A 23,895-nucleotide genomic window follows, 5' to 3' on the forward strand; every position below is an offset into this window, starting at 1 on the left:
CGTCGCTAAACTTGAGTCCAGTTTCCGATTTTTGCAAAATTGGTACATAGCGCTAGGACTGCCTTCCCGTGGGCCGAAAAGTCTCGAAAAACAAACGACTTAAAGCCCCGATGCCCAACTGACCGTAATGGAATTCGCGGCAAGCGGCTTCTCAACTGTGCGTCATATCTGACACAGCCCTGAATGTGTCCGCATTGCGGCCGATTGACTCGCATAAACATGTCCTTTTTTGTCAACTTATACCGGGGGCCGGAGAATGGAAGACGGCCCGCCGTTGGTTGAGAGTGGGGATAAAGATAATGATTTCAGGACATGTTGCGGGCGGATCAATCGGCCGGGATACGGGAATGCGCCGCCGCCGTCTGGCACTGCTCGCCAGCACAGTTCTGGTTCTCGGGACCGCACCGGCCCTTGCGCAGTCCGAGACGGAGATCATTGATCTTGGGGGAATTCCCCTGCCCGGCACAATTCAGCTCGACGAAGTTGTCGTCTACGGCTCGCGTGAAACCGATACCCTCGAAGGCTCGACCGCCAGCGTCGGCATTGTCTCGTCGGCAGCCATCGAGGACGGCCAGATCCAGACCGTGCAGGACTCGTTCCGTCGCCTCGGAAACGTCAACGATCCAGCCTTTACGAATTCCGGCTTCGTCATTCGCGGCATCAATTCGGAAGGTTTCACGCCTGCCAGCGCGCCCATGGGCTCGCTCTACGTCGACGGCGTCCTCCAGACCCGTTACGGCGCGCGTTTCGGCGCCCGCAACATGTGGGACACGGAACAGGTCGAGGTCTACCGCGGCCCTCAATCGACGCTGAGCGGCAGGGCGGCCACCGCCGGTTCGATCTACATCAAGACCAAGGATCCGACGTTCGACCAGGAAGTTATCCTGTCCGGCACCGTCGGCAACCGCGACATGGGAGGCGTCGCCTTCGTCGCCAATACGCCGCTCGTGCCCGGCGAAGCCGCATTGCGCGTATCGGGCAGCTTCGATCGCCAGGAAACGGATATCAGCTATCCCACCTACGAGGTGTTCTCGCTCTACGACGACTTCAAAACCGACGTAAGCGGCAACCTTCGGGCGAAGCTTCTGCTCACGCCGTCGACCATGCCCGATACGCAGGCGCTGCTGAGCTACTCCTATTCCTACGACCGGCCGAATGAAGGGCTGATCTTCGAAAACTCCGATTATACGCTCGAGGACAGGCGCGGCGACGGCTACAGCATTTTCGGCATCTTGCTTCCGACGCTTGCTGAATTCCGCTCCATCAAGGTTCACAATGCCGGGCTCGAAGTTACCCACAACATCTCAGACGCGCTGAAATTCACGTCTCAGTCAGGGTTCACCTACGGAACGACGGAACGGCTCTCGGTCGATGCCAAGGAACCCGGACCGGATGGCCTGCAAGGTGAGGTGGACGACTATCTGGTCTCCCAGGAACTGCGCTTGAACTACGATCTCGATCGCTGGTCATGGGTTGTCGGCGCCTTCGGCAGCTTCCAGAAGTTCGACTCCGACTTCAGCCTCGTCTCGACGCCCTATTTCACCAATTACGACGAATACTTCGTGCGCGAGACAACCAACGTTGCGGCGTTCGGCGAGGCGACCTACGAATTCATTCCGACCTGGTTCCTCACGGCAGGCGGTCGCCTGGACTATCTGGAAGAGTCGACCGACGAGGGCATCGACAACCTCGAATTCGGCGTTCCAAACGTCTTCAACGCTCCGCACGTATCCTATGACGAGGTGAACTTCGTTCCCAAACTCGGCATTTCCAAGGATCTGACGGAAAACCATCGCGTCGGATTCGTCTACACGGAAGGTTTCCGCTCCGGCGGATACTATCTCGACCGCGAGAATTCACGGGTCGGCACATATGATGCTGAATCGGCCAGGAACTACGAATTGTTCTACAAGGGCCACATGCTGGACGACTCGCTGACGCTCAACGCCAACCTGTTCTATACCCAATACAACGACCAGCAGATCGAGGTTCGGCCCGACGTCAATCGGCCGAGCTACACGATCACGGAAAACGCGGCCAAATCGCGGAGTTGGGGCTTCGAAATCGAGCCGACCTATAATTTCAGCGAGCAGTTTTCGCTCTTTGCCTCGGTCGGCTATCTGGACACGAAGTTCGAGGAATTCGACTCAACGGTCCTGGGCGATCTCGTTGGCGAATCCTTCCCCGATGCGCCCGAGTGGAGCGTGGCTTTCGGCGGACGCTACAACTTCGTCAACGGGATCTTCGTCGGCGGCGACGCGAAGTACACCAGTTCGTACAATGCGGCGTTCGGCGAGAACGATCTCGACACGATCGATTCCCGCATCCTCGTCAACGCACAGGTGGGGCTGAAACAGGAGAACTGGGAATTCACGGCCTTCGCCGAGAATCTTCTGGACGAGGAATACCTGACATTCGTCGATCTCGACGCCTCGGAAGTCGTCGCGCAGGCCGGCAAGCCGCGTTCGTTCGGCTTCAACCTGAAAACGAAGTTCTGATCGCGCGATTTCCAAAGTCTGGGTGAAATCGAATGAGGACCGGTGCCGTTTCGGAAGAAAGCGGCGCCGGTTTCTTTTTGTGAGATGAACAGCTCAGATCAGATCCGGCTGAGTGCCTCGCAACGCCGGATCGGGGTCCCGCTCAAACGCCGCTGGGGCGGACCGCACCAAAGGGCACGCGGTACTACTCCGCCGGAGGCGGTCAGAGACCTTGTAAGTCTGAGGGAGTATGGGGCATCGGTATGCACATGGGCGCCGCGGTGAACGGATCGGGGAAGATTTTCGCCTCGACCTCGAAAACCTCGCGCAGCATGGCTTCTGTCATCACACTCCGAGGAGGTCCGCTCGCCGCGATTGCGCCTTTGCTGAGCGCAATCATGTGATCTGCGTAGCGGGCTGCCTGATTGAGATCGTGAAGCACCGCGACGACCGTCTTGCCGGCTTCCTCCACAAGCCGACGCACCAGCTCCATCACCTCGATCTGATGGGCAAGATCGAGATAGGTGGTCGGCTCGTCCAGAAGGAGGATCGGCGTTTCCTGAGCGAGAGCGAGCGCGATCCATGCCCGCTGGCGCTGGCCGCCGGACAGGCTGTCGATCTGACGCTCGGAAAGCGCATTCATCCCGGTCCTTGAGATTGCCTCCCGGCAGGCCGTCTCGTCCTTTTCCGACCATGCGCCGAAGAGCGAGCGATGCGGATAGCGCCCCTGCCGTACGAGTTCGAGAACCGACAGGCCGTCGGGTGCGACTGGCGACTGCTGCAGCATGCCGATTGATCGCGCGATCGACTTCGTCGCCAATGTGGTGATTGATCGCCCATCCAGCATCACGGCACCGGCCTTCGCCGGAAGCAGGCCGGCCAAGGCTTTCAGCAGGGTGGATTTCCCGCTGCCATTGGCCCCGACGAGCGCCGTAAAGGCGTTGCGCGGGATGGCGAAGTCGATCCCATGGACGATGATGTCCTGATCATATCCGACATCGAGTTCATGAGCCGAAAGGGATGCGGCGACCGCATGTTCACGATCCGACATGGCGGTGCCTCCACAAAAGCCAGCCGAAAAACGGGGCGCCGACAATGGCGGTCACGAGCCCCGCAGGCAGTTGGGCCGGGGCCATGACGGTTCGTCCGGCAAGATCGGCAAGCATGACAATCTGTGCGCCGACGAGTGCCGAAACCGGCAGAAGACGCATATGGGACGGGCCCACCAGCCATCGCGCAAGATGGGGCGCCACCAGTCCGACAAAGCCAATCGGCCCTGCCGCGGCGACCGCTGCCCCGCAAATTAAGGCGCAGAGCAGGATAAGGCCTGCGCGGGTGACCTCCACCCTCTGGCCAAGGCTAGTCGCAGCGGCATCGCCAAAGCGGATCAGGTCGAGCTCGCGCGCCACAAGCGGCGCGACAATGACCGGTACGAGCAACCAAAGGGCCAGTGAGACAATGCCGTCCCAGTCGGCCAGATAGACGCTTCCGGACAGCCAGATCAACGCCTGCTGAGCTTGACCGATAGGTGCAAACGTCGTCAGCAGAGTGGTCGCCGCAACCGCCAGAGCGCTCAGCCCGACCCCGATCAGAACGATCCGCAAGGAGTTGGAGCCGTGCTGCCATGACAAAAGATAGACGGCGAAAGCGGCAAGCATCGCCCCGCCGAAACTCGCCCAGGGCAACCACTGGGGCGGCACCTCGGTGAAGATGACGATAAGCAGCGTGGCCGCAAGCGCCGCGCCTGCATTGATGCCCAGCAGTCCCGGCTCGGCCAGCGGATTGCGCATCAGAGCTTGGGTGATCGCACCGGCAACCGCGAGAGCGGCTCCGACAAGCATGGCCAGCGCGACGCGCGGCATTCGCAGGTCTACAACGATGATCCATTGCTGAGGATCGGCCTCGTCCGGATTGACGAAGAGGGAGAGGAGATCGCGCAGCGGGATCGTATAATCACCGAGCGCAAGGCTCGCCGACAGGATCGCCAGAAGCACGGCGCACAGCAGCAGCGTCACCTTCGTCACGCGATGCTCCCGATCCGCCGACGCGCCAGCCAGATGAAGAACGGCGCACCGACCAGCGCCATGGTAACGCCGACCGGAAAAGCCTGATTGCCAAACAGCGTACGTCCGAGCGTGTCTGCAAGAAGCACCAGCAGCGCCCCGCCCATGGCGCAAAACGGTACCACCCAGCGGTAATCTCCGCCCACGCACATGCGGACCAGATGCGGCATAACGAGACCGACAAAACCGATTGGCCCGGCGAGGGCCACGGAGCCGCCAGCCAGAAGAACGACCAGAACAACGGCCAGGCACCGCCAGATTGCAGGGCTTTGCCCGAGTGAGCGGGCCATGGTCATTCCCATGCTCATGGTCGTCAGTTGACGGGAAAACAGGATGGCGGCGGCAAGGCCCGTGAAAATGTAGGGAGCGACCGCGGAAACGTCCTCCATGTTCCGGCCGACGAGCGATCCTGCAGTCCAGAGCCGCACCGCGTCGAGAGTGTTGCGATCGTAGACGAGGATCGCAGTCGTCACCGAGAACAGGAAGGCATTGAGCACGGCGCCTGCAAGAACCAGCTTGAGAGGGGTCGCGTTGCCCCAGCCGCTCGCGCCGAAAAGGTAGACGGTGGCGGCCGCAGACGCCGCGCCGAAAAAGGCCCACCAGACCAGGGCCGCCTGAGAGACGATGCCGAGAATGGACAGGGCTACGACGACCGAGAATGCTGCCCCTGCATTGATTCCCAGAAGGTCGGGTGATGCCAGTGGATTGTGCGCCATTGCCTGCATCACCGCACCGGCGGAAGCCAGCGCCGCGCCGGCCAGAATGCCGGCCAGCACACGCGGCACCCTGATCGACGCGATGACAAGATGGTCACGAGATCCATCGAATGCGAAGAATGCGTCGTAAATCTTGCCAATCCCGATATCCGACGAGCCTTGCGTGATCGAAGCAAGCGCAAGACCGACGAGCACGAGGCCCAGCAAGACCATCACTGCGGGATAGACGGCAGGTGCGGCCGCTCTATTGACGGGTTCTGCCAAACGCGACTGTCCTATCACTGCGCGTTCAGAACATACTCTTCGACATCGTCGAGAACACGGAAGGCCGACTCGACGCCGTGAAAGCCCATCCAGGTCGGTCGACCGACGCGATAGGCGTGCCCCGCCTTCACGGCGGGCAGGGTCTGCCAGAGCGGGTTGGCAAGTGTCTCTTCTTCCAGCGCGTCGTCTGGTCCCTGCTCGTATCCGCTGACGACGACGTAGAACAGGATGTCGCCGTCAAGCTGGGAAAGTTCCTCCCACGTCGGGCGCTTGACCACTTCCTCCTTCGGTGTCGTCTCATAATCGGAACGCTTGATTCCGACATCCTGCAAGACGGCGTAAGGGGCGTATGCTACGGGGCTGTCCAGATAGACCTGAAACCGGCCGGGCGCGATGCGGAGCACCGACACCGTGGTGTCAGGCAGTTTCTCCTTGAGCTGAGCGGCACGCTCTTCGTAGGTTTGGAGGGAAGTCTCGGCGACCTCGCTCTTGCCAACCATGTCGGCGAGCACCCGATAATGCTCCTTCCAGTCCAGCGTATCGATGAGAACGGTCGGAGCGAGCGTTGAAATCTTCTCGTAGATCGGCAGGTTCAGATAGGCGGCACCGATGATGAGATCGGGCTTGAGGGCAACGATGCGCTCCAGGCTGGGCTCGGCGGGATGACCGAGGTCCACCGTTCCGCTGTCTTCCACCGCTTTTCTTAGATCATCGTCCTGAATCCCGAGAAAGGACACGCCCGCGACCGGAACGTCCATTTCCTGCATCATGCCGATGGTGAGGAGCGGATCGAGAACGACAATGCGCTGCGGATCAGCCGGGATGCAGACCGGCGCATCCTGGACCGCTTTCTTGATCTCGCGGCCATCGCAGGCCGACCACGCGGCTCCGACGATCAGGAGGTTGAAAATGAATGCTATCATCAAGCGCATGGGGGCTCCCGTAGTGCGGCCGATCCTGAGTTCCGGCAGAAGGCTTCAAAACCCGCTACCTGATGTCATTGAAAATTGATACCAAAGATCATGTTTTTGGCATTGGCGCTGATCGAAGCCTCCATGCCACAAGTGAGCCAGCCGATCCAGCACCTCACTTGAGATCCAAATCTGCTGATAAATCGAATGAAGCGATATTCAGGCAGCCGCCTAAGCGATCAGCTTCGCGAAAATATTATCGATTTTTTTCATCATATTTTCTCTGGGAAGGAGCCGGATAAGACGCGACCGGACTGCGCATGCGCGGACTTCCGGCGAATATCTCGCCGATACCGGTGGCGTGGACCCATCTTTCCAGGAAAAAAGATCGGCAAGGATGCAACGGGGCTTCAGACCAACGACTAAGATCGCCATGGCACGGACGACAAAAGTCGACGGCCAAATGCCTCAGCTGCGGTCGGGCAGGATGCGATCAGGGGGACGGTGACCGTCCATCAGCGTGCGGATGTTGATGATCACCTTCTCGCCCATGTCGACGCGGCCTTCGAGCGTGGCCGAGCCCATATGCGGCAGGAGAACGACCTTGCCGCTTGTAGCGAGCTTCATCAGCTTGCGGTTCGAGGAGGGCATCGTCTCGAAGACGTCCAGACCGGCCCCGGCGAGTTTTTCAGCATGGATGAGATCGACCAGCGCCTTTTCGTCGATCACGTCGCCTCGGGCGGTGTTGACGATGAAGGCGTGTGACTGGATCAGCGCCAGACGACGGGCCGACAGGAGATGGAACGTCGCCGGCGTAGAGGGACAGTTGACCGAGATGATGTCGGCGCGGGCCAGCATCTGGTCGAGGCTCTCCCAATAGGTCGCGCCGAGCTCCTTTTCGGTCTTCGGATTGACCCGCCGGCGGTTGTGATAGTGGATTTCGAGCCCGAACGCCTTGGCGCGCCGCGCGACCGCGGTTCCGATCCGGCCCATGCCGACGATGCCGAGCTTCTTGCCCCAGATGCGCCGTCCGAGCATCCACGTCGGCGACCAGCCCGCCCATGGATCCGGCGACTGGAGAAGGTTCGCGCCTTCGACGAGGCGGCGGGGCACTGCGAGGATCAGCGCCATCGTCATGTCGGCGGTGTCCTCGTTGAGCACCGTCGGCGTGTTGGTGACGTAGATGCTCTTCTCGTGCGCGGCCGAGATGTCGATGTTGTCGATGCCGTTGCCGAAATTGGCGATCAATTTCAGCTTCTCGCCGGCCTTTTCGATGATGTTCCGGTCGATCCTGTCGGTGATCGTCGGCACGAGGACATCCGCCTCTCGCACGGCCGCGACGAGATCGAGATGCGACATCGGCCGGTCGTCGACATTAGTCCTGACGTCAAACAGCTCGCCCATGCGGGCTTCCACCGGAGCGGGAAGCTTTCGTGTGATCACGACGAGCGGCTTCTGGCGCTCCGACATCGGCCTACCTCAAGCAATCATTAACCGAACGGGGCGATGATCGTGCTCGACCGCTCGGGTTCTCGTCCTAACAAGTCGCGACCGCGAAAACAAAAGGTTTTCCGCGCGCGCCCCCAGAAGGCGGAACCGGCAAGACCGCAGGGCAGATCGAGGGACACATGCCGCGCACGCATTTATCGAAATTTCGCTCAGCAGGCCGCATCATGGTGCGCTTTGCACTCGCAGGCGCCATTCTCGCCGCTTCGCTGACGGCGATGCCCGCCGTCTCCTCGGCTGTGGAAGTTGGGCGCTACTCGAAGCTGCCCTTACCCCGCTATGTCAGCCTCAAATCCAGCCGCGTGAACCTGCGCAACGGACCGGGCCGGGAGCACAAGGTCAACTGGCTTTATCTGAAGTCGGGTCTGCCGGTCGAAATCATCCAGGAATTCGACCATTGGCGGAAGATTCGCGACTCGGATGGAACCGAGGGCTGGGTCTATCACTCGCTTCTTTCGGGTGAGCGGACCGCCATCGCGGCACCGTGGCTAAAGGGCAAGAACGCATTCATCGACGTCTATGCAAACCCGGCCAAGGACGCACCGCTGATCGTCCAGATGGAGCCCGGCGTCATCTCGAAGGTCGAGAAATGCAATGCCGGCTGGTGCGAGATCGCTGTCTCCGAGCGGGTCGGCTTTGTGGAACAGACCGATATCTGGGGCGTCTATCCGGACGAGCCTATAGAGAACTGACGGGTTCTCCATCTCTTGCGGGTCACGTATCCCAAGACAAAGGCGACGAATCCCCCCGGATCGTCGCCCATCAAATCGCTTCCCACCAGAATGGTTGGAGCGCTTTATCTTATTTTGTGAGACTCAGGCGCTCTGCTTGCGGCGCAGGCGCACGACCACGTCGACGTTCACGATCTCCATGCCCTCCGGTGGCGACGGCAGCTGACCGAGATCCAGCGAGCCGGCTGGGATATCGACCATTTCGCCATCGTCCTCGACGAAGAAATGGTGGTGGTCGGAGGTGTTGGTATCGAAATAGGTCCGCTGACCTTCGGCCGAGAGCGGCCGGACGAGCCCCGCATCGGTGAACTGATGCAGCGTGTTGTAGACCGTCGCGAGCGAAACCGATTCGCCGGCGTCCTGCGCCTCGGCATGCAGGTCTTCCGCCGAAAGATGGCGATCGCCGCGCCCAAACATCAGGTTACACAAAGCAACGCGCTGTCGCGTCGGACGCAAGCCGACCGAACGCAGCTTTGAAAAGACACAGAATGAATGGCTATGCGCCGAGGTTTGCATGGTGAGTATCTGCCTGCCCGATTTCGGTCTGCACGCAGCCACGACCCTCTTGGATCGTCGAACCTGCGCAATCCTTACATAATACAGGGAAAACCAGATCACAAACCCCTATCCGCCCGATAAAGTCCGTTTGGATAATTTATCAGCCGCAGCGCTCCAGCAAGGCGCCGAGCGCGGCTCCCGACCCTGCGAGCGGTACATTGTACCGGCCGGCCGGCGTCGTGATCTCCGCCGTCTTGCCCTTTCTCAGATCGTCGATCAGCGGTCGCAGATTGGCAAGCGAGTCCTGATGGACCAGGATCGAGCGTCCGCGCACGTTATAGGAGCGCGTCCTGAATAGCCGTGCGATGCCATCGATCGAAATTCCGACCCGGTAGCTGGTGCCATTCGGAAGCAGTGCGTCATATCCCGTGAAGTTCACCGTCATGCTCGGCCCGGAGCAGCGAAGAAAGATGCCGTTGGGTCTGCCGTCCGCGTAAAAGCCTGATGTGGTTCCGTTATTGCGCCAAGTCTGGGCTCCGGCGACAGTGCCGAAAAGAATGAGCGCGACGGCACCCAAGCCCAGTATACGCACTAGGAATTCAGGGCCGCCGAGCCGGCAGAATTCGGATCGAAATTGCATCATTGCCATTGTTTCCCACAATCGGATTCCCATGGTAAGGCCGAAACAAATCAAAATCGCTCGCAACAGGGCGGCGAAAAAGGCGGAAACACAAAGTTCATGACGCGCAAGACATCCTACGACTACGACGATCTCATCGCCTGTGGCCGCGGCGAGCTTTTCGGCTCAGGCAATGCGCAACTCCCGCTTCCGCCCATGTTGATGTTCGACCGCATCACGAATGTCAGCGAAGACGGCGGCGAGCACGGCAAGGGTGCGATCTACGCCGAGCTCGACGTGAACCCGGATCTCTGGTTCTTCCAGTGCCATTTCCAGGGCGACCCGGTGATGCCCGGCTGTCTCGGCCTCGATGCCCTGTGGCAGCTCACCGGCTTCTTTCTTGGATGGCTGGGCGAACCCGGTCGTGGCCGCGCGCTCGGAGTCGGCGAGGTGAAGTTCACCGGCCAGGTCACGCCCAAGATCAAACTGATCGAATACGGTGTCGAATTCCGCCGCGTGATGCGCTCCAAGCTCAAGCTCGGCATCGCGAACGGCTGGATGAAGGCGGACGGCGAAGTGATCTACCGCTCGAGCGACATGCGGGTTGGTCTCTTCACGGATGAGCAGGCAGCGGCGGCTTCAGCCTGATCCGAACGGATCAGAGGCAGAGTAACAGAGCTTCAAACAGGGGGTGCGGATCATGAGACGCGTCGTCGTAACCGGAATGGGAATCGTGTCGTCGATCGGCGACAACGTTGCCGAAGTCACGCAGTCCCTTCGCGAGGCGAAATCCGGCATTGTCTTCGCCGAAGAATATGCCGAACTTGGCTTCCGCAGCCATGTTCACGGCAAGCCGAAGCTCGATCCGGCCGACGTGCTCGACCGGCGAGCCCTCCGCTTCCACGGCGGCGGCACGGCATGGAACCATGTCGCAATGAACCAGGCGATCGAGAGCGCGGGCTTTTCGGAAAGCGACATATCCAACGAACGGACAGGCATCATCATGGGATCGGGTGGGCCCTCCACCGTGACCATCGTGAATGCCGCCGACACGACCCGCGAGAAGGGCCCGAAACGGATCGGCCCAACGGCAGTACCCAAGGCGATGTCCTCGACCGCCTCAGCGACCCTCGCCACCTGGTTCAAGATCAAGGGCGTCAATTATTCGATTTCGTCGGCCTGTTCCACGTCGAGCCATTGCATCGGCAATGCCTATGAGATGATCGCCTACGGCAAGCAGGACGCGATGTTCGCGGGCGGCTGCGAGGACCTGCACTGGTCGCTCTCGAATCTCTTTGATGCGATGGGCGCGCTCTCTTCCGATTTCAACGGCGATCCGGCACACGCCTCAAAGCCCTACGACGTGAACCGCGACGGTTTCGTGATCGCGGGCGGCGCCGGCGTTCTTGTGCTTGAGGAGTACGAACGCGCGAAGGCTCGTGGCGCGAACATTCTGGGCGAGATCGTCGGCTATGGCCTCACCTCGGACGGCGCCGACATGGTCGCCCCGTCAGGTGAAGGCGCCGTTCGATGCATGAAAATGGCGATGCAGGGCCTCGAAGGGCCCATCGACTACATCAACCCTCATGCGACGGCGACCCCGGTCGGCGACAAATCAGAAATTCGCGCCATCCGTGAGGTGTTCGGCGACAAGATACCGCCGGTATCGGCCACCAAGGCTTTGACCGGCCACAGCCAAGGCGCGACGGGCGTCCATGAAGCTATCTACTCACTCATCATGATGAAGGAGAAGTTCATCGCCAAGAGCGCGCATATCGGCGAGCTCGACCCCGAGTTCGAAGGATTTCCGATCGCTTTCGAGCGCCAGGACGACGTGAAGCTCGACCGGATCATGTCGAATTCGTTTGGCTTCGGTGGCACGAACGCTTGCCTGGTATTTCAACGTACCGAGTGACCGACCGCCAGCCCGCGCCGACGTGGTAGATGCCGGCGGGACTTGAATGCAGATAATTCGATCGCCTCTCACTCGAAAAGTGGAAGCGATCATGAGGGAAGGCCATGGCAGACTTGATGAAGGGAATGCGCGGGCTCGTAATGGGCGTCGCCAACCACAACTCCATCGCATGGGGCGCGGCCAAGGCCTTGGCCAGCGAAGGAGCCGAAATCGCCCTCACCTATCAGGGCGAGGCCTTCGGACGACGGGTGAAACCGCTGGCCGATCAGATCGGATCGAAGCTGATCCTTCCATGCGACGTGGAGGATATCGAGACGGTCGACAAGGTCTTCGAGGACATCAAGGCCGAATGGGGCGGTCTCGATTTCATCATCCACGCGATCGCCTTTTCCGACCGCAACGAACTGAAAGGGCTTTACGCCGACACCTCGCGTGAGAACTTCACCCGCACGATGGTGATTTCCTGCTTCTCTTTCACGGAAATCGCAAAGCGGGCAGCTGATCTGATGAACGACGGCGGCTCCATGATCACAATGACCTATGGCGGCTCGACCCGCGTCATGCCGAACTACAACGTCATGGGCGTTGCGAAAGCCGCGCTGGAGGCCTCCGTCCGCTACCTCGCGGCCGATTACGGCCCACGCAATATTCGCGTCAACGCCATCTCGGCCGGACCTGTCCGCACCCTCGCCGGCGCCGGCGTTTCTGATGCGCGTCTGATGTTCAACTATCAGCGGCGGAACTCGCCGCTCCGGCGCAACACGACGATCGATCAGGTCGGCGGCGCAGCGCTCTATCTCACGTCGAAGCTCGCCGATGGCGTAACCGGCGAAATCCACTATGTCGATGCCGGCTACAACATCATGTCGATGCCTGATCTCGAAGAGCTGAAGAAGCAGGAACGCCGCGAAGAAATCGTCGAGGGCACGACCGGCGACGAGGATTGAGACCGTAAAGGTCACGCCAGATTCAAAAGGTTCTGAGGCTATGAAAGCTGAAAAAAGCAGCTGGAAGATCGAGCCATTCGAACCCGAAGAAAAGCTCGATTACAGCAGGCGTTTCAGCGCGAGTGAATACGAACGATTGCAGCAGGGCTTAATTCCTGCCGCGATGGAAGACAAATGGTTCGTCTATTTCGCGGACGGGAGCCTCTTCCTCCATCGCAGTTGGACCGGCCAGGGTGTCTACCGTGTCGATCTTGCCGAAAAGGACGATGGCGCGATCGTGGAGGATGCTTATCGTTCGGACGCCGAAACCGGCAGTCCGGCTTATTCGGCCGACCTCCTTGATTTTCTGATCGGCAATCTTCTTCTGGGGGAGAGCAAACCGTTCCCCCTTCCGCCAAATACGCACGAGTCCGCAGCCGGTGTTTATCAGCATGGCATGACGGGCACGGGATATCCCGAGCGAACGTTCAACGGGGACGATGAGGATTAGAACGTCGTCAGGATGCCGTGAGCCGTTCGGCCAGAATCGCAGCGCTCAAGTCCTCGATAGCGGTACCGACGCCTTTGAAGAGGGTGATCTCATCGTCCGAAGCGCGCGGATGGGCATCGTTTCTGCAGAGGTCGACCAGTGTTCCGAGAATATCGTCTTCCGAAATGACGCCGGTCTCCAGCGGCGTCCTGATCTCACCGCTCTCGATCTTCGCATGGTCCGTATCGATGAAGATCGACGCGCGCCGTATCGCCTCGTCGTCGGCCTCTCGCATACCCGGCGTAAAACTACCGATGAGATCGACGTGCTGTCCGGGCTTGAGCCACGCACCCTTCAGGAACGGCTCGGTTGCCAGCGTCGCGCATGAGACGATGTCGGCGCGCGCGACGGCATCTTCCAGTTCGGTCACGGCCGTTGCCGCGATACCGGCCTCGCTCAGGCTGGCGGCGAGGCGCGCGGCACTCTTTTTCGTGCGGCTCCAGACCTCAACCTCTTCGATCGGAAAAGCCGCCCTATAGGCGTGGGCGATATTCGATCCGACGCGCCCGGCGCCAACGACGAGAAGCCGGGATGCGTTCGGCCGGGCGAGACGCTTGGCCGCCAGAGCCGAAGCTGCCGCCGTGCGGCGTGCCGTGAGTTCGCCGCCGTCGAGAATCAGCTTGTGCTCGCCGGTCTTGCGGTCGAACAGGACATAGGTCGAGGAAACTGCGGGAATGCCGAACTCGCTATTGCCCGGATGGACGTTGACGAGCTTGATCCCGCCCCAGTCGGTGTTCTGCCAGGCAGGCATCAGCAGAAGCGTGTCGTCGCTCCGCTCTGCATTGGTCATCGCATGATGATGGCGGAGAGGCGAAACCACGTCTTCACGAAAGCCTTCGTCGATGGCCGCGATGAGCGCCTCGAACGGAAGAGCATCGATGGTCTCCTGGCGGGACAGCATTTTCATGGAAATCGCCTCTTGCCTGGAAGGTCCTCGAAAACCTTCTACCGGATCGGCTCGTGTACCGTGACGAGTTTCGTCCCATCCGGGAAGGTCGCCTCAACCTGCACGTCGTGGATCATCTCGGCGATACCCTCCATCACCTGATCGCGCCCGACGACGTGGGCACCGGCTTCCATCAAGTCCGCGACCGCCCGGCCGTCCCTCGCCCCCTCGACCACAAAATCCGTGATCAGCGCCACGGCTTCGGGATGATTGAGCTTTACGCCGCGCTCGAGACGCTTACGCGCGACGATCGCAGCCATTGCGACGAGCAGCTTGTCCTTTTCCCGGGGGGTCAATTGCATCGTTCGGGCATCCTGTTTTCCAAGAGTCTCAGAGAGACCATACTAGCGGCAACGGGGCCTCGCCTAGCGTTTCGAGCAAGGGAACAAGCCGTTTTCTTAAGCGAAAGCCGCTTTTTTCGACAAGGCGCACAACGAGAAGCTCACCTATTAGGCTGGCGCCTCCCATATCGCCGACGATGTCGCGCGCACCAGCTAGATGCGACTCGATCATCTGCGCCTTCATCAGAATAGTCGCGAAGGCGCGCGCACCGTTGAGCCCGGCGCGCGTTTCCGCCATCTCCGAAATGCGTCCATCAAGCGCAAGATCATCGGCGAAGACGAGCCGGCCGTCGACACGAATGCGCCAGCGATCGCGCAGGGCACCGGTCTCGACCCGCTCGCCCATCATCTCGCGACCGAGGATGACAGGTTCGAGAAGCAGAAAACGTGAGGTGGATTCGGCCTCGACCTCCAATGTCCGGCTCAGCCGGCCGCCATCGAAGAGAATCGTCTCCTGCGGGAGATAGGCCAGCGATGAATCGGCTCCGACCCGAAGCCTGGTCTTCAGAACAGCGTCGTTCGAATGGGATCGATAGACCCGTTCGCAGGCCTGGGTGGTCATGGTTGCGGCAGCGCTCGTGCCGAGGCTCACGCCGTAATCCAGACGGTCGCCCCCCGTCAGGCCGCCGGACGTGTTGATTGCGATTGCTTCCGAGCGGCCATCGGCATGGCGTGGAAAGCGGAATTTGAGGCAGCCCGCCTGATGCAGATTGCGCAGCCGGGTTCGACCATCGGAAACACCGAGTTCGACCCGAGCCGAACCTTCGGCCCGCTGCAACCGCGGAGGAGCAATGTCTTCTAGAACGGCGATGGAAGACGCTCCTCGTCGGCATCGGACAATCGCTCAGCCGATACCATATCGATGCGCGAATGCGAGAGCGTTTTATCCGCGTGTCAGCCGCTAGCTTTGGCGAGCGCCCTCTCTCGTGCTTCGAGGATGGCGTCGAACGTCGTTTCAATGGCCGCGAGCAGTGGATCGGCATCGTCGCGCGCCGCATGGGCAAGATAGTCGAGGATTTCAATTTCGGACATCGCCGCGACGAGAGTGCGGCGGACCAATGGATCGGCGATCCGGGCGTCGTCACCGAAGAGAATTGGCCTTAAATCTTCGAGTCTGCTGAGGACTGGGCGGTAGTCTTTTAGGCTGTCTTCGTCACCTGTTGGCGTTCGGACAGCAATCTTGACGAGGAAATCGCCTTCGACAGCGGCAGCCATCAGGGCGTCGATTGCGGCGAGCCGGTCCTGAACCGTATCGAGCGGCATTTCGGTTCGGGACTTGAGCGGCAGACCAGGATCGATCCGAGGACCGTAGACCGTCTTATCCCACGAACTCTGCTTTATGGTCGCAACGGGAAGCATCAGGCGCATGTCGTCGAAGCCGCGCCGAAGCGTGAAGCTTGGATGGCTTTCCAGAGCCGGCGTCACGACTGCGATCGGACGAAGATCAGGCGCGTAGCGTGGCGTGGGCACGGGCTGCATGACGGTACGCGCCATCTCGATACTGTCTCGCGTCCGATCGGCCTGCGCCGCCCTCACCTCTTCCAGGGAGCGACCGCCACCGGTCGAGACCTGATCGAGGTAGTTGCGCAGCGTGGCGATATAATTTTCGACGCCGCCGCAGAGATAGGGCGACGGACCCTGATCCATGAAATCGGTGAGATCGGTGATCAGGCGATCGACGATCCAGCGGCTGTTGGCGCTGGAGACCCAGGCCGGGCGCCCCTGCCCCTTTGCGAGCGTCGTCGCGATCCGAAGTGCCTGAACCTCGTTACCAACACGGTGAAGGCCAGAAACGCCGAAAAGCAATCGTCCGGGCAGTCTTTCATCGCCGCCCCGCGCCACGTCGCGCAAGGGCTTGATCGCGGCGAACGCCTTTGCAGGCTCCCCCTTCAAGGATGCGTGGAATTCCTCTGCGCAGCGCTCAGCCGAAGGCTCCGCAGCGTGAGCCAATCCGGCTTCAAAGGACAAGCAAAAGGCAAAGGCGATCAGCGAAGGGAAACGAGCCATATCGAAGCGAAACACCCTGCAGGGTTACGGCGCCAGATTTCCACTCTCGCGTCGGGAACGCTGCGGCGTTCCGGTCACAACACGCGGATCGGGCCAGGTTCCCTCAACTGTAAAGGGAATTGGTTTCGGCTCCGTGAATTCCTCGCTGGATTTGCTGACCGAGGCCGTTTGCGAGAGCGCTTCCGACGTGCCCTCGATTGTCAGCTCTCCGCTGCTCAACAGCGCCTCGCCCTTGGCTTCGAGGCGGTAATTTCCGTTGTCCATCGACCATGACTCAATCGAAAGCTCGGGGCCGAGCGTCCGCACCTGTGCGTTAAGCGTCTCGAATGGCAGAGAACCGCCGGTAAATCCGTTGTAGATCGAACTGTTGCCGGATTCTGAGAAGACCGACGGATCGAAACCGCTAAGCGTTCCATTGCCTGCGGTCAGGGAAACCTCGGTTTCGGCACGCCTCGTGATCATTCGCCAGTCCTTGGCCGGCGTCGACAGGCTCGCGTGGAATTCGCCGGAGCCGGACAGGTTCACCATCGCACCGCCGATGGCGGAGGACAGGCTCGCAAGATCGATCCCGAAGCCGCTCAACTCGCCGTTGATCCACGGCAAGGCCTTGTCGGACAAGGCGATCCGGCCGAAGGCACGCCCCCCATAAAGGGTCGCATCGCCCAGTTCGAGCGATACATCACCGTCTGCAACGGCGATCACGGCTGCTACATCGGAGAAGGCCAGAGTGCCGAAATTCGCCTGATTGGCCGACACGCGAAGGGCGACATCCGCAGATTGCGCGAATTTGGCCTCAATCGGCCGGGCGAAACCGAACGGACCCGCAGGCATCGGCACGATCGCCTGTGCGACTGGCGTGAGATCGAGTGTTTCGAAGGCCAGAGTGCCATCAAGACGATCGGCGTCGAGATCGTATTCGATAGCGCCGACGCCGGAACTCCCGGCAAGACGCAGTTCCGCATCGGTCACTGCAAGCCTGCGGCCGGCAAGGCTGAGATTGCCTGTCAGACTCACGGCCCCGAGCCGGGGAATCTGGTAGTCGGCGTTCGAAAGCCAGGCAGCCGTCGTCGCGAAGGAATCGCCACGGCCTTCGAACCGGCCTTCGAGGCGGGTCACTGGCCCGAAGTCCATCATGCCGTCGAAATCGAGCGCAAGCGGCGGGGAAGAAAGGGCCAGCAATACGTCGCTTCGTCCGCCGTCGCGAAGGTTGGTGGTCGAATCAACGCGCATGTCGATATCGGCGGGCTGCCCGTTCCAAGTGAACCCGCCGACCATACGGAACGCACTCCGGCTGGATGAACGCGTGATCGTCAGATTGGCATTGCTGATTCCGGTGGGACCGAATTCATCTTCACCCGGTCGCCAGACGCCATTGCGGATTTCGAGGATCTGAAGCTGGTCGAGGCGCTCAATCGCACTGCGTGCGAGATCCTCGAGGCCTGCGATCATCTGGGCGGCGCTCCGCCGAGGAGCTTCATTCTCGGCAGCTTCCGATGTAGCCGCGACTAGCGTGCCATTGGTTTTGTTCGCGGCGACGCTGTCCTGTGCGATTTCAGTCTGGTGCTCCGGGCGCACGAGCACGATCCGCGCGATTCTGGCCCGACCGAACAGCGCATCGACCGGATCGAAATCGGCGACGATGCGATCAATCGTGATGTCGACACCCTCGCCGATGGCAATGCGATCCGCGACGAGACGGGTCCTTGGCAACGCGGAATAGGTTATGGGCCCGGATATCTCGACGGGCGCGCCGGTCATGGCCTCGATCCGCATGACGAGTTCGCGCTTGGCGCCATCAGAGGCCAAGACGAAACGCGGCACCAACGCCAGGACGGCAACAAGCAGCAGAAACGCGGAAACGCCCCAGATCAATGTTCGTTTGAAGGGGATCCGGCGCATGCGGCTCCTTGGTTGGTTTCGTCGAACAGGGCCCTGCCAGCAAGGCACTGTTTACCGATCGTCTGACCGACACACGTTTCTTTTTGCGGCAACGCCACTAGAACGGGTTTACCGCATTCTGGTCGCGGCACCTGGTGTCTTGTCACGCTTCTTGCGACAGCCTCATGGCATGAACATGGCCGCCTTGACCGCGGAGAAACATTGGATCGATTGGGGAGCGTCATGAGCGGAAAGCGCCTTTGGGAGCCGTCGAAGGATCGGTTGAAGCATCATCCGATGACGAAATTCGCCGATCGGGCCGCGGCTGCGAATGGCCGGACGTTCGACGACTACAACGCCCTGCACGCCTTCTCAGTCGAAGATCGCGCGGCCTTCTGGGACCTTGTCTGGGATTTCTCCGATACGATCGGCGACAAAGGCGACACGGTTCTGAGCGATACCGGCTCGATGCGAAAGGACCGCTTCTTTCCCAAAGCCCGTCTGAACTTCGCCGAAAACCTGCTGGCGAAACGCGGCAGCGAAGATGCAATCGTGTTTCGCGGCGAGGACAAGGTAAAGCGCCGCCTCTCCTGGGACGAACTCCACGCACTCGTCTCGCGCCTCGCCCAGGCGATGCGTGCGGCTGGTGTCACCAAGGGCGACCGGGTCGCGGCAATGCTTCCCAACATGCCGGAAACTGTCGCGGTGATGCTGGCAACCGCTTCCATCGGGGCCGTCTTTTCCTCCTGCTCGCCCGACTTCGGGGAGCGCGGCGTCCTCGATCGTTTCGGACAGATCGAGCCGAAGCTCCTTTTCGTCTGCGATGGCTATTATTATAACGGCAAGACGATCGAGGTCGCGGAGAAGCTGAGGCCGATCACCAAGGCTCTTGAGCCGAAGGCGACCGTCGTGATCCCCTATGTCGGGAAGGCGGACGAGGTGGCAGGCTCGGCCGTGAACGGAACCACGTTGGATGGTTTCCTGTCAGGTTTCGAGGCCGGCGAGATTGTCTTCGAGACGATGCCGTTCGACGCGCCGCTCTACATCATGTTTTCGTCGGGTACGACAGGCGTTCCCAAGTGCATCGTCCACTCGGCCGGCGGCACGTTGCTTCAGCACCGCAAGGAGCACCAGCTTCACTGCGGCATCGGGGACGGCGACCGGGTCTTCTACTTCACCACCTGCGGCTGGATGATGTGGAATTGGCTGGTTTCGGTCATCGCCAATGGCGCGACGATGATGCTCTATGACGGCTCGCCCTTCTATCCCGACGGCAACGTCATTTTCGACTATGCGGCCGAAGAGAAGTTCACCTTTCTCGGTACCAGCGCCAAGTTCATCGACGCCGTGCGCAATGCCGGCTTGAAGCCGAAGGACACGCACGATCTTTCCGCGATGCAGATGCTGACATCGACGGGCTCGCCGCTCTCTCCGGAAGGCTTCGACTTTGTCTACGAGAGCATCAAGTCGGACGTTCATCTCGCCTCGATCTCGGGCGGCACGGATATCGTCTCATGCTTCGTGCTGGGCGTGCCATGGCTGCCGGTTCACGAGGGCGAAATCCAGGGCCCCGGTCTCGGCATGGCGGTGGATGTGTGGAACCTCGACGGCAAATCCGTTCGCGGCGAGAAGGGCGAGCTCGTCTGCACGAAGGCCTTTCCGTCCATGCCGATCTACTTCTTCGGCGACGAGAGCGGCGAGCGCTATCACAATGCCTATTTCTCGCAGTTCGAGGACATCTGGGCCCATGGCGACTTTGCCGAATGGACCGAGAACGACGGCATCATCATCCATGGTCGCTCGGATGCCACGCTGAACCCGCAAGGCGTGCGCATCGGCACGGCGGAAATCTACAACATCGTCGAGCAGTTCGACGAGATCGCCGAAGCGATTTGCATCGGCCAGTCCTGGGACGACGACCAGCGCGTCGTCCTCTTCGTGCGGACGGCCAAGGGTGCGGAACTGGACGAGGAGCTGATCAAGCGCCTGAAGAAGGCCGTGAAGGATGGAGCCTCTCCGCGCCACGTTCCGGCGAAGATTCTGGCGGTCGAGGACATCCCGCGCACCAAGTCCGGCAAGATCGTTGAGCTTGCAGTCAAAGAGGTGGTCGAGGGCCGCGAGGTGAAGAACATCGAGGCTCTGGCAAATCCTGAGGCGCTGGAGGGGTTCCGAGATCGGGAAGAGCTTCTCTCGTAGTTTTTCTTTTGAAAAGAGCACATTGGGATTGTGTTGCAAGCTACAAATTTCGAGCAGGCGCCGTTTCGAGGAAGCTCAAAGTGCAAGCGTCAATGTGAAACCGAGGATAGCCCATACTGGCGCCTGACTAGAGACGACCTTTGCTATGGAATAATCGTATTGGCGACAATCAAGAACAAAGGGTACAACCAAAAATAAAACACACGTTATCCATAGAAGCCACGCAAAATTATCGAAGCCCGCAAACGTAAATTGCGGTGTGATGAAGAAAAGGCCTACCAATGTTATTCCGATGTAGAAATTTGTGAACTGCGTCTTAACGGCCTCAAATTGCGCATCTGTCCGATCCTCCGGCAGACGATCTCTAAGAAACCGATCGTGACGCCTGACAAGACGTCGTAGAGATTCGCCAGCGAATTCCACCGTTATAGCGACCGTCCACGTGAAAGCTAAGGCAAGAGCTGCCGTCATAGGGCTTAATTCGAACGATAATGTTCCTGGATCGATTGCTCCACTCAACTCTATAAGCCTTGCAACAACGTTTCCAAAGATCGCGCCTATCGGGACCATGGCAACGACGATTGAAACCAGAAAAATTCGCCGCCCGGCACTCGGTAACTGACCGTCATAGGCGTCGAGATTCATAAAAATACCGGTTTTATTTTACTTGTTTAAATGAATACTGAACGCCTTTGGAAAATAGGCAACCAGCCGCCTCAACCCCGGCCGCGACGACGCGACTTTTAACTAAGGCCACCGCTTCCTGTCGTCGATTCAAATCACCCCTCGACAATATCGAGATACTTTTCTGGCTCATTCGTCTCGATCTCCACCAGCCAGAAATCGGGGTCAAACCGCGCCTCGCGCTCGAACCGCGCCTTGAACGCCTCCTCGTCCGTCAGGGGCTCGCGAACAAACGCGCGGGTGCCGCTCTCCTCGACGAGACTCTGGAAGGCCGGTGCGTAGAGAGTCACCTCACCCAGTCGGTTTCGCGTCACGATATAGATCGCGCCTGCCTCTTCCGCGCCCTTGCGCTCGACGGCGGCAAACCCGCCATCGTTGAAGACGCGGCGCGTGAGTTGGGAGACGAAGAGGTCGCTGGTGATCCGCATGGCGTCCCTCTACCCCTCGATTGGGCGCGACGCCAGCCGGCAGATGGCCTTTCGGTCAGCCCGAAAATGCGCCAACCTGTACGAGGCGTTGGAGCAGATCGAGGTCGGGCTCGCCGGTGACGTCGAGCCCCTCGACCTGTTCGAATTCGCGAATCGCGGCCTTTGTGCGCGCGCCAGGGATACCGTCGGCTTCAAGCGTTGCGAGATTGATCGCAGTGAGACCTGTCTGAATTTTCCGAACCAGATCCTCTTCGTTCAAAGCCTCGGCCCGTTCGAGTTCGATGATCGACGAAACCTGGTCGACATCCTGGATCACGCGGCTGCTGCGCCCGTCCGGCGTCTCGGCGATCTCGAATTCCTCGGCGTCCGTCCAGTCGGTCGGCTTCGACGATGGGCGCGGCGCCGCATAAGCTCCGACGGCCTTGACCTCCCTCAATAGATCTGGCGACGGACGGCCATCAACGGAAAGACCGTTTTCGCGCTGGAAGCGTTCGATTGCAGCGCGCGTCCCGGGTCCGAAGCGGCCATCGATGGACCTGTTGTAGTGTCCGGTTCGCGCCAGTGCCTGCTGGAGTTCTGCAAGCAGCGGGTCCGCTTCGTTCGTCGCCGCATCGAGGCTGGGCCCCGGCATGCCGCGAGTCACGATCAGCGGCGAGTGATGATGCTCGGACTGCGCAAAGAGCGCGTTGCCCGAAACCCAGATGAAGAAGAGGCCGAAAGCCGCCGTTCCCAGCGAGACGCCGGGATTGGTCCGCAGGACGTGCGCGCCCTTCAGAAGCCCTGTTCTCAGACCGCCGAGAACACGGCCCGAGAACACGGCCATGCCATTAGGCCGAACGGCGCTGCGGGACATGGGATACACCGGGGTTCTTCGAATGACGGGCATGGTTCAACGCTACGATGTTTTTGTCTTCGAGGGTGGCGGCCTGGCGGGGCACGAGCGGCATGTCGAGCATGACCTGCGTCCCCTTCCCTTCCGTGCTGGTGATGGTCATGACACCGCCGTGCAGCTCGCACATGCCGCGCACATAGGCGAGCCCGAGGCCGGTGCCCTCGTAACGGCGGGACATGCCGCAGGAGGCCTGGACGAAGGGCTTTCCGAGCTTGCCGATCTGATCGGCGGCAATGCCGATTCCGGTATCCGAAACGCTCAGCTTCAGATCGCGTCCGGCGCGCTCCCAGGAAAGCGTAACGCGGCCTGAGTCTGTGAACTTCACCGCATTGGCGAGCAGGTTGACCAACATATGGTTGAGCGCGCGGCGATCGCCGTGGATCGTCGTGCCGCCGGCAGGGCTTTCGACTTCGATCGCGATGCCCTTCTCGTCCGCCTGGCAGCGCACCATGGCGCTAGCCTCTTCGACGACCTCATCGAGCAGAAAATGCTCGCAATGCAGCTGATAGGCGCCCGCCTCGATCTTCGAGACGTCAAGGATGTCGTTCACCACGGAAAGAAGATGGCGCCCCGAGCTCTGGATCAGGCCCACATATTCGCGTTGCTTATCCGAGCCGAGTGCGCCGAAGAGCTCGTTTTCCAGAATGCCGGAAAACCCGATGATGGCATTGAGCGGCGTGCGAAGCTCATGACTGACCATCGCGAGCATCGCCTCGGAGAGACGGCCCGGCTCCGGTTCGGCCGGTTCGCCAGTCTTGTCGGGAGCTTGGCTCAGCACGGCCAGAACGTTGGCGTCGCCGTCGAGCGGCAGGATATGCAGAAGCCGGCTTTCGCGGGTGCGGAGGCGCACGGTCACAGGCTTGGCCGAACGCTCGCGCAATGCAGCCATTGCGGTCGAGCGGCTCGCCGCATCAAGAAGATCGAAGAAGACGGGCGGACCGGCGCGCACGGCGAGGTCATCCGTCAGGCCCTGACCTGCCCGGTTGCAGTTGATGATGCAGCCGGCGGACGAAACGACATAGGCCGAAGCTTCGAAAAGATCGGCGAGCGGGAGGGCGGCGCCGCTCGTTGCCTCGGACACATGCGTCTTCGCATTTTCGCGCTTATCACTCGCTGTGCCCGAAGAACCGAACAGCGAAGCCGCCGCGACCGCGATACCCGCCAGAAAAAGCGGCGCCGCGACGATCGCGCCGCTCATATCGGCGGCGGCCATCACGGGCGTTGCGACCGAGGCCAGAAGCGCGCCCGTCAGAAGGGCACTGTTCCAATGCCTTCGTTTCAAGCCCGCGAAGGGCTGCTGGGCCTGCATGCCATCGAGCGGCGGAGTCACGCTCCCGGTCCGCAAGC

The 23,895-nt window shown here is 60.6% G+C and carries 23 protein-coding genes; 7 read left to right on the forward strand and 16 right to left on the reverse strand.

The annotated features are described in order from the left end of the window. Window positions 1-299 precede the first annotated feature (299 nt). On the forward strand, window positions 300-2,498 hold the full coding sequence (locus ABRA89_RS15720) for a TonB-dependent receptor (RefSeq protein WP_349942438.1): 2,199 nt from the start codon (window positions 300-302) through the stop codon (window positions 2,496-2,498). Between the two features lie 202 nt (window positions 2,499-2,700). On the opposite strand, the gene ABRA89_RS15725 is transcribed toward ABRA89_RS15720, so the two are convergent. The 5 genes from ABRA89_RS15725 to ABRA89_RS15745 all read right to left on the reverse strand — a co-directional run bounded on the left by ABRA89_RS15725 (window position 2,701) and on the right by ABRA89_RS15745 (window position 7,901). After that, the gene (locus ABRA89_RS15725) at window positions 2,701-3,528 is read right to left on the reverse strand and encodes an ABC transporter ATP-binding protein (RefSeq protein ID WP_349942439.1); all 828 of its coding nucleotides are present in this window, start codon (window positions 3,526-3,528) and stop codon (window positions 2,701-2,703) included. Beyond that, complete coding sequence (locus tag ABRA89_RS15730; RefSeq protein ID WP_349942440.1) at window positions 3,515-4,501, reverse strand: FecCD family ABC transporter permease; 987 nt, start codon at window positions 4,499-4,501, stop codon at window positions 3,515-3,517. The genes ABRA89_RS15725 and ABRA89_RS15730 overlap by 14 nt, the downstream gene beginning before the upstream one ends. Then, window positions 4,498-5,520 (reverse strand): FecCD family ABC transporter permease, encoded by a 1,023-nt coding sequence (locus ABRA89_RS15735; protein ID WP_349942441.1) that lies wholly within the window; start codon window positions 5,518-5,520, stop codon window positions 4,498-4,500. The genes ABRA89_RS15730 and ABRA89_RS15735 overlap by 4 nt, the downstream gene beginning before the upstream one ends. Window positions 5,521-5,534: 14 nt before the next feature. Beyond that, window positions 5,535-6,452 (reverse strand): iron-siderophore ABC transporter substrate-binding protein, encoded by a 918-nt coding sequence (locus tag ABRA89_RS15740; protein ID WP_349942442.1) that lies wholly within the window; start codon window positions 6,450-6,452, stop codon window positions 5,535-5,537. A 447-nt stretch (window positions 6,453-6,899) separates the two neighbouring features. Further along, window positions 6,900-7,901 carry a 2-hydroxyacid dehydrogenase gene (locus ABRA89_RS15745; protein ID WP_349942444.1) on the reverse strand — a complete coding sequence of 334 codons (1,002 nt, stop codon included), beginning with the start codon at window positions 7,899-7,901 and terminating at the stop codon, window positions 6,900-6,902. A gap of 203 nt (window positions 7,902-8,104) precedes the next feature. Here ABRA89_RS15745 and ABRA89_RS15750 point away from each other — a divergent pair, with 203 nt between their 5' ends. After that, window positions 8,105-8,629: an SH3 domain-containing protein gene (locus tag ABRA89_RS15750; protein ID WP_349942445.1), complete on the forward strand. Its 525-nt coding sequence runs from the start codon at window positions 8,105-8,107 to the stop codon at window positions 8,627-8,629. Between the two features lie 123 nt (window positions 8,630-8,752). Here ABRA89_RS15750 and irrA read toward each other — a convergent pair whose 3' ends face one another. Both irrA and ABRA89_RS15760 read right to left on the reverse strand, forming a co-directional pair. Further along, window positions 8,753-9,184, reverse strand: coding sequence for an iron response transcriptional regulator IrrA (gene irrA, locus ABRA89_RS15755; RefSeq protein ID WP_349942446.1), 432 nt, complete (start codon window positions 9,182-9,184; stop codon window positions 8,753-8,755). A gap of 142 nt (window positions 9,185-9,326) precedes the next feature. Continuing rightward, window positions 9,327-9,809 (reverse strand): hypothetical protein, encoded by a 483-nt coding sequence (locus tag ABRA89_RS15760; protein WP_349942447.1) that lies wholly within the window; start codon window positions 9,807-9,809, stop codon window positions 9,327-9,329. A 96-nt stretch (window positions 9,810-9,905) separates the two neighbouring features. Between ABRA89_RS15760 and fabA the strand changes: the two genes are divergently transcribed. The 4 genes from fabA (at window position 9,906) to ABRA89_RS15780 (ending at window position 13,137) form a co-directional block, all read left to right on the forward strand. Next, entirely contained in the window at window positions 9,906-10,433 is a 528-nt protein-coding gene (gene fabA / locus ABRA89_RS15765; protein WP_349942449.1) for a 3-hydroxyacyl-[acyl-carrier-protein] dehydratase FabA, read from the forward strand. A 52-nt stretch (window positions 10,434-10,485) separates the two neighbouring features. Further along, complete coding sequence (gene fabB, locus ABRA89_RS15770; RefSeq protein ID WP_349942450.1) at window positions 10,486-11,700, forward strand: beta-ketoacyl-ACP synthase I; 1,215 nt, start codon at window positions 10,486-10,488, stop codon at window positions 11,698-11,700. A gap of 104 nt (window positions 11,701-11,804) precedes the next feature. Further along, window positions 11,805-12,647, forward strand: coding sequence for an enoyl-ACP reductase FabI (gene fabI / locus ABRA89_RS15775; protein WP_349942451.1), 843 nt, complete (start codon window positions 11,805-11,807; stop codon window positions 12,645-12,647). A 40-nt stretch (window positions 12,648-12,687) separates the two neighbouring features. Further along, the gene (locus ABRA89_RS15780; protein ID WP_349942452.1) at window positions 12,688-13,137 is read left to right on the forward strand and encodes a hypothetical protein; all 450 of its coding nucleotides are present in this window, start codon (window positions 12,688-12,690) and stop codon (window positions 13,135-13,137) included. A 7-nt stretch (window positions 13,138-13,144) separates the two neighbouring features. Here ABRA89_RS15780 and lhpI read toward each other — a convergent pair whose 3' ends face one another. From lhpI to ABRA89_RS15805, 5 genes are all read right to left on the reverse strand, one after another. After that, window positions 13,145-14,083, reverse strand: a complete 939-nt coding sequence (lhpI, locus tag ABRA89_RS15785) for a bifunctional Delta(1)-pyrroline-2-carboxylate/Delta(1)-piperideine-2-carboxylate reductase (RefSeq protein ID WP_349942453.1) — start codon at window positions 14,081-14,083, stop codon at window positions 13,145-13,147. Between the two features lie 38 nt (window positions 14,084-14,121). Beyond that, on the reverse strand, window positions 14,122-14,424 hold the full coding sequence (locus tag ABRA89_RS15790; RefSeq protein WP_349942454.1) for an urease subunit gamma: 303 nt from the start codon (window positions 14,422-14,424) through the stop codon (window positions 14,122-14,124). Between the two features lie 28 nt (window positions 14,425-14,452). After that, the gene (locus ABRA89_RS15795; protein WP_349942455.1) at window positions 14,453-15,241 is read right to left on the reverse strand and encodes an urease accessory protein UreD; all 789 of its coding nucleotides are present in this window, start codon (window positions 15,239-15,241) and stop codon (window positions 14,453-14,455) included. Window positions 15,242-15,357: 116 nt separating this feature from the next. Beyond that, window positions 15,358-16,356, reverse strand: a complete 999-nt coding sequence (locus ABRA89_RS15800) for a hypothetical protein (RefSeq protein ID WP_349942456.1) — start codon at window positions 16,354-16,356, stop codon at window positions 15,358-15,360. Window positions 16,357-16,494: 138 nt separating this feature from the next. Continuing rightward, window positions 16,495-18,369: an AsmA family protein gene (locus ABRA89_RS15805; protein ID WP_349942457.1), complete on the reverse strand. Its 1,875-nt coding sequence runs from the start codon at window positions 18,367-18,369 to the stop codon at window positions 16,495-16,497. Between the two features lie 222 nt (window positions 18,370-18,591). Here ABRA89_RS15805 and ABRA89_RS15810 point away from each other — a divergent pair, with 222 nt between their 5' ends. After that, window positions 18,592-20,544, forward strand: coding sequence for an acetoacetate--CoA ligase (locus tag ABRA89_RS15810; RefSeq protein ID WP_349942458.1), 1,953 nt, complete (start codon window positions 18,592-18,594; stop codon window positions 20,542-20,544). A gap of 75 nt (window positions 20,545-20,619) precedes the next feature. Here ABRA89_RS15810 and ABRA89_RS15815 read toward each other — a convergent pair whose 3' ends face one another. From ABRA89_RS15815 to ABRA89_RS15830, 4 genes are all read right to left on the reverse strand, one after another. Further along, window positions 20,620-21,189, reverse strand: a complete 570-nt coding sequence (locus tag ABRA89_RS15815) for a hypothetical protein (protein WP_349942459.1) — start codon at window positions 21,187-21,189, stop codon at window positions 20,620-20,622. A gap of 134 nt (window positions 21,190-21,323) precedes the next feature. Next, window positions 21,324-21,656 carry a DUF1491 family protein gene (locus ABRA89_RS15820; RefSeq protein ID WP_349942461.1) on the reverse strand — a complete coding sequence of 111 codons (333 nt, stop codon included), beginning with the start codon at window positions 21,654-21,656 and terminating at the stop codon, window positions 21,324-21,326. Window positions 21,657-21,711: 55 nt separating this feature from the next. Then, a complete protein-coding gene (locus ABRA89_RS15825; RefSeq protein ID WP_349942462.1) occupies window positions 21,712-22,509 on the reverse strand; it encodes a peptidoglycan-binding domain-containing protein in 798 nt (265 codons plus the stop codon). Further along, entirely contained in the window at window positions 22,484-23,878 is a 1,395-nt protein-coding gene (locus ABRA89_RS15830; RefSeq protein WP_349942463.1) for a sensor histidine kinase, read from the reverse strand. The genes ABRA89_RS15825 and ABRA89_RS15830 overlap by 26 nt, the downstream gene beginning before the upstream one ends. Window positions 23,879-23,895 lie beyond the last annotated feature (17 nt).

The sequence above is a fragment of the Fulvimarina thalattae genome (genome assembly GCF_040239565.1).
Lineage (GTDB): Bacteria > Pseudomonadota > Alphaproteobacteria > Rhizobiales > Rhizobiaceae > Fulvimarina.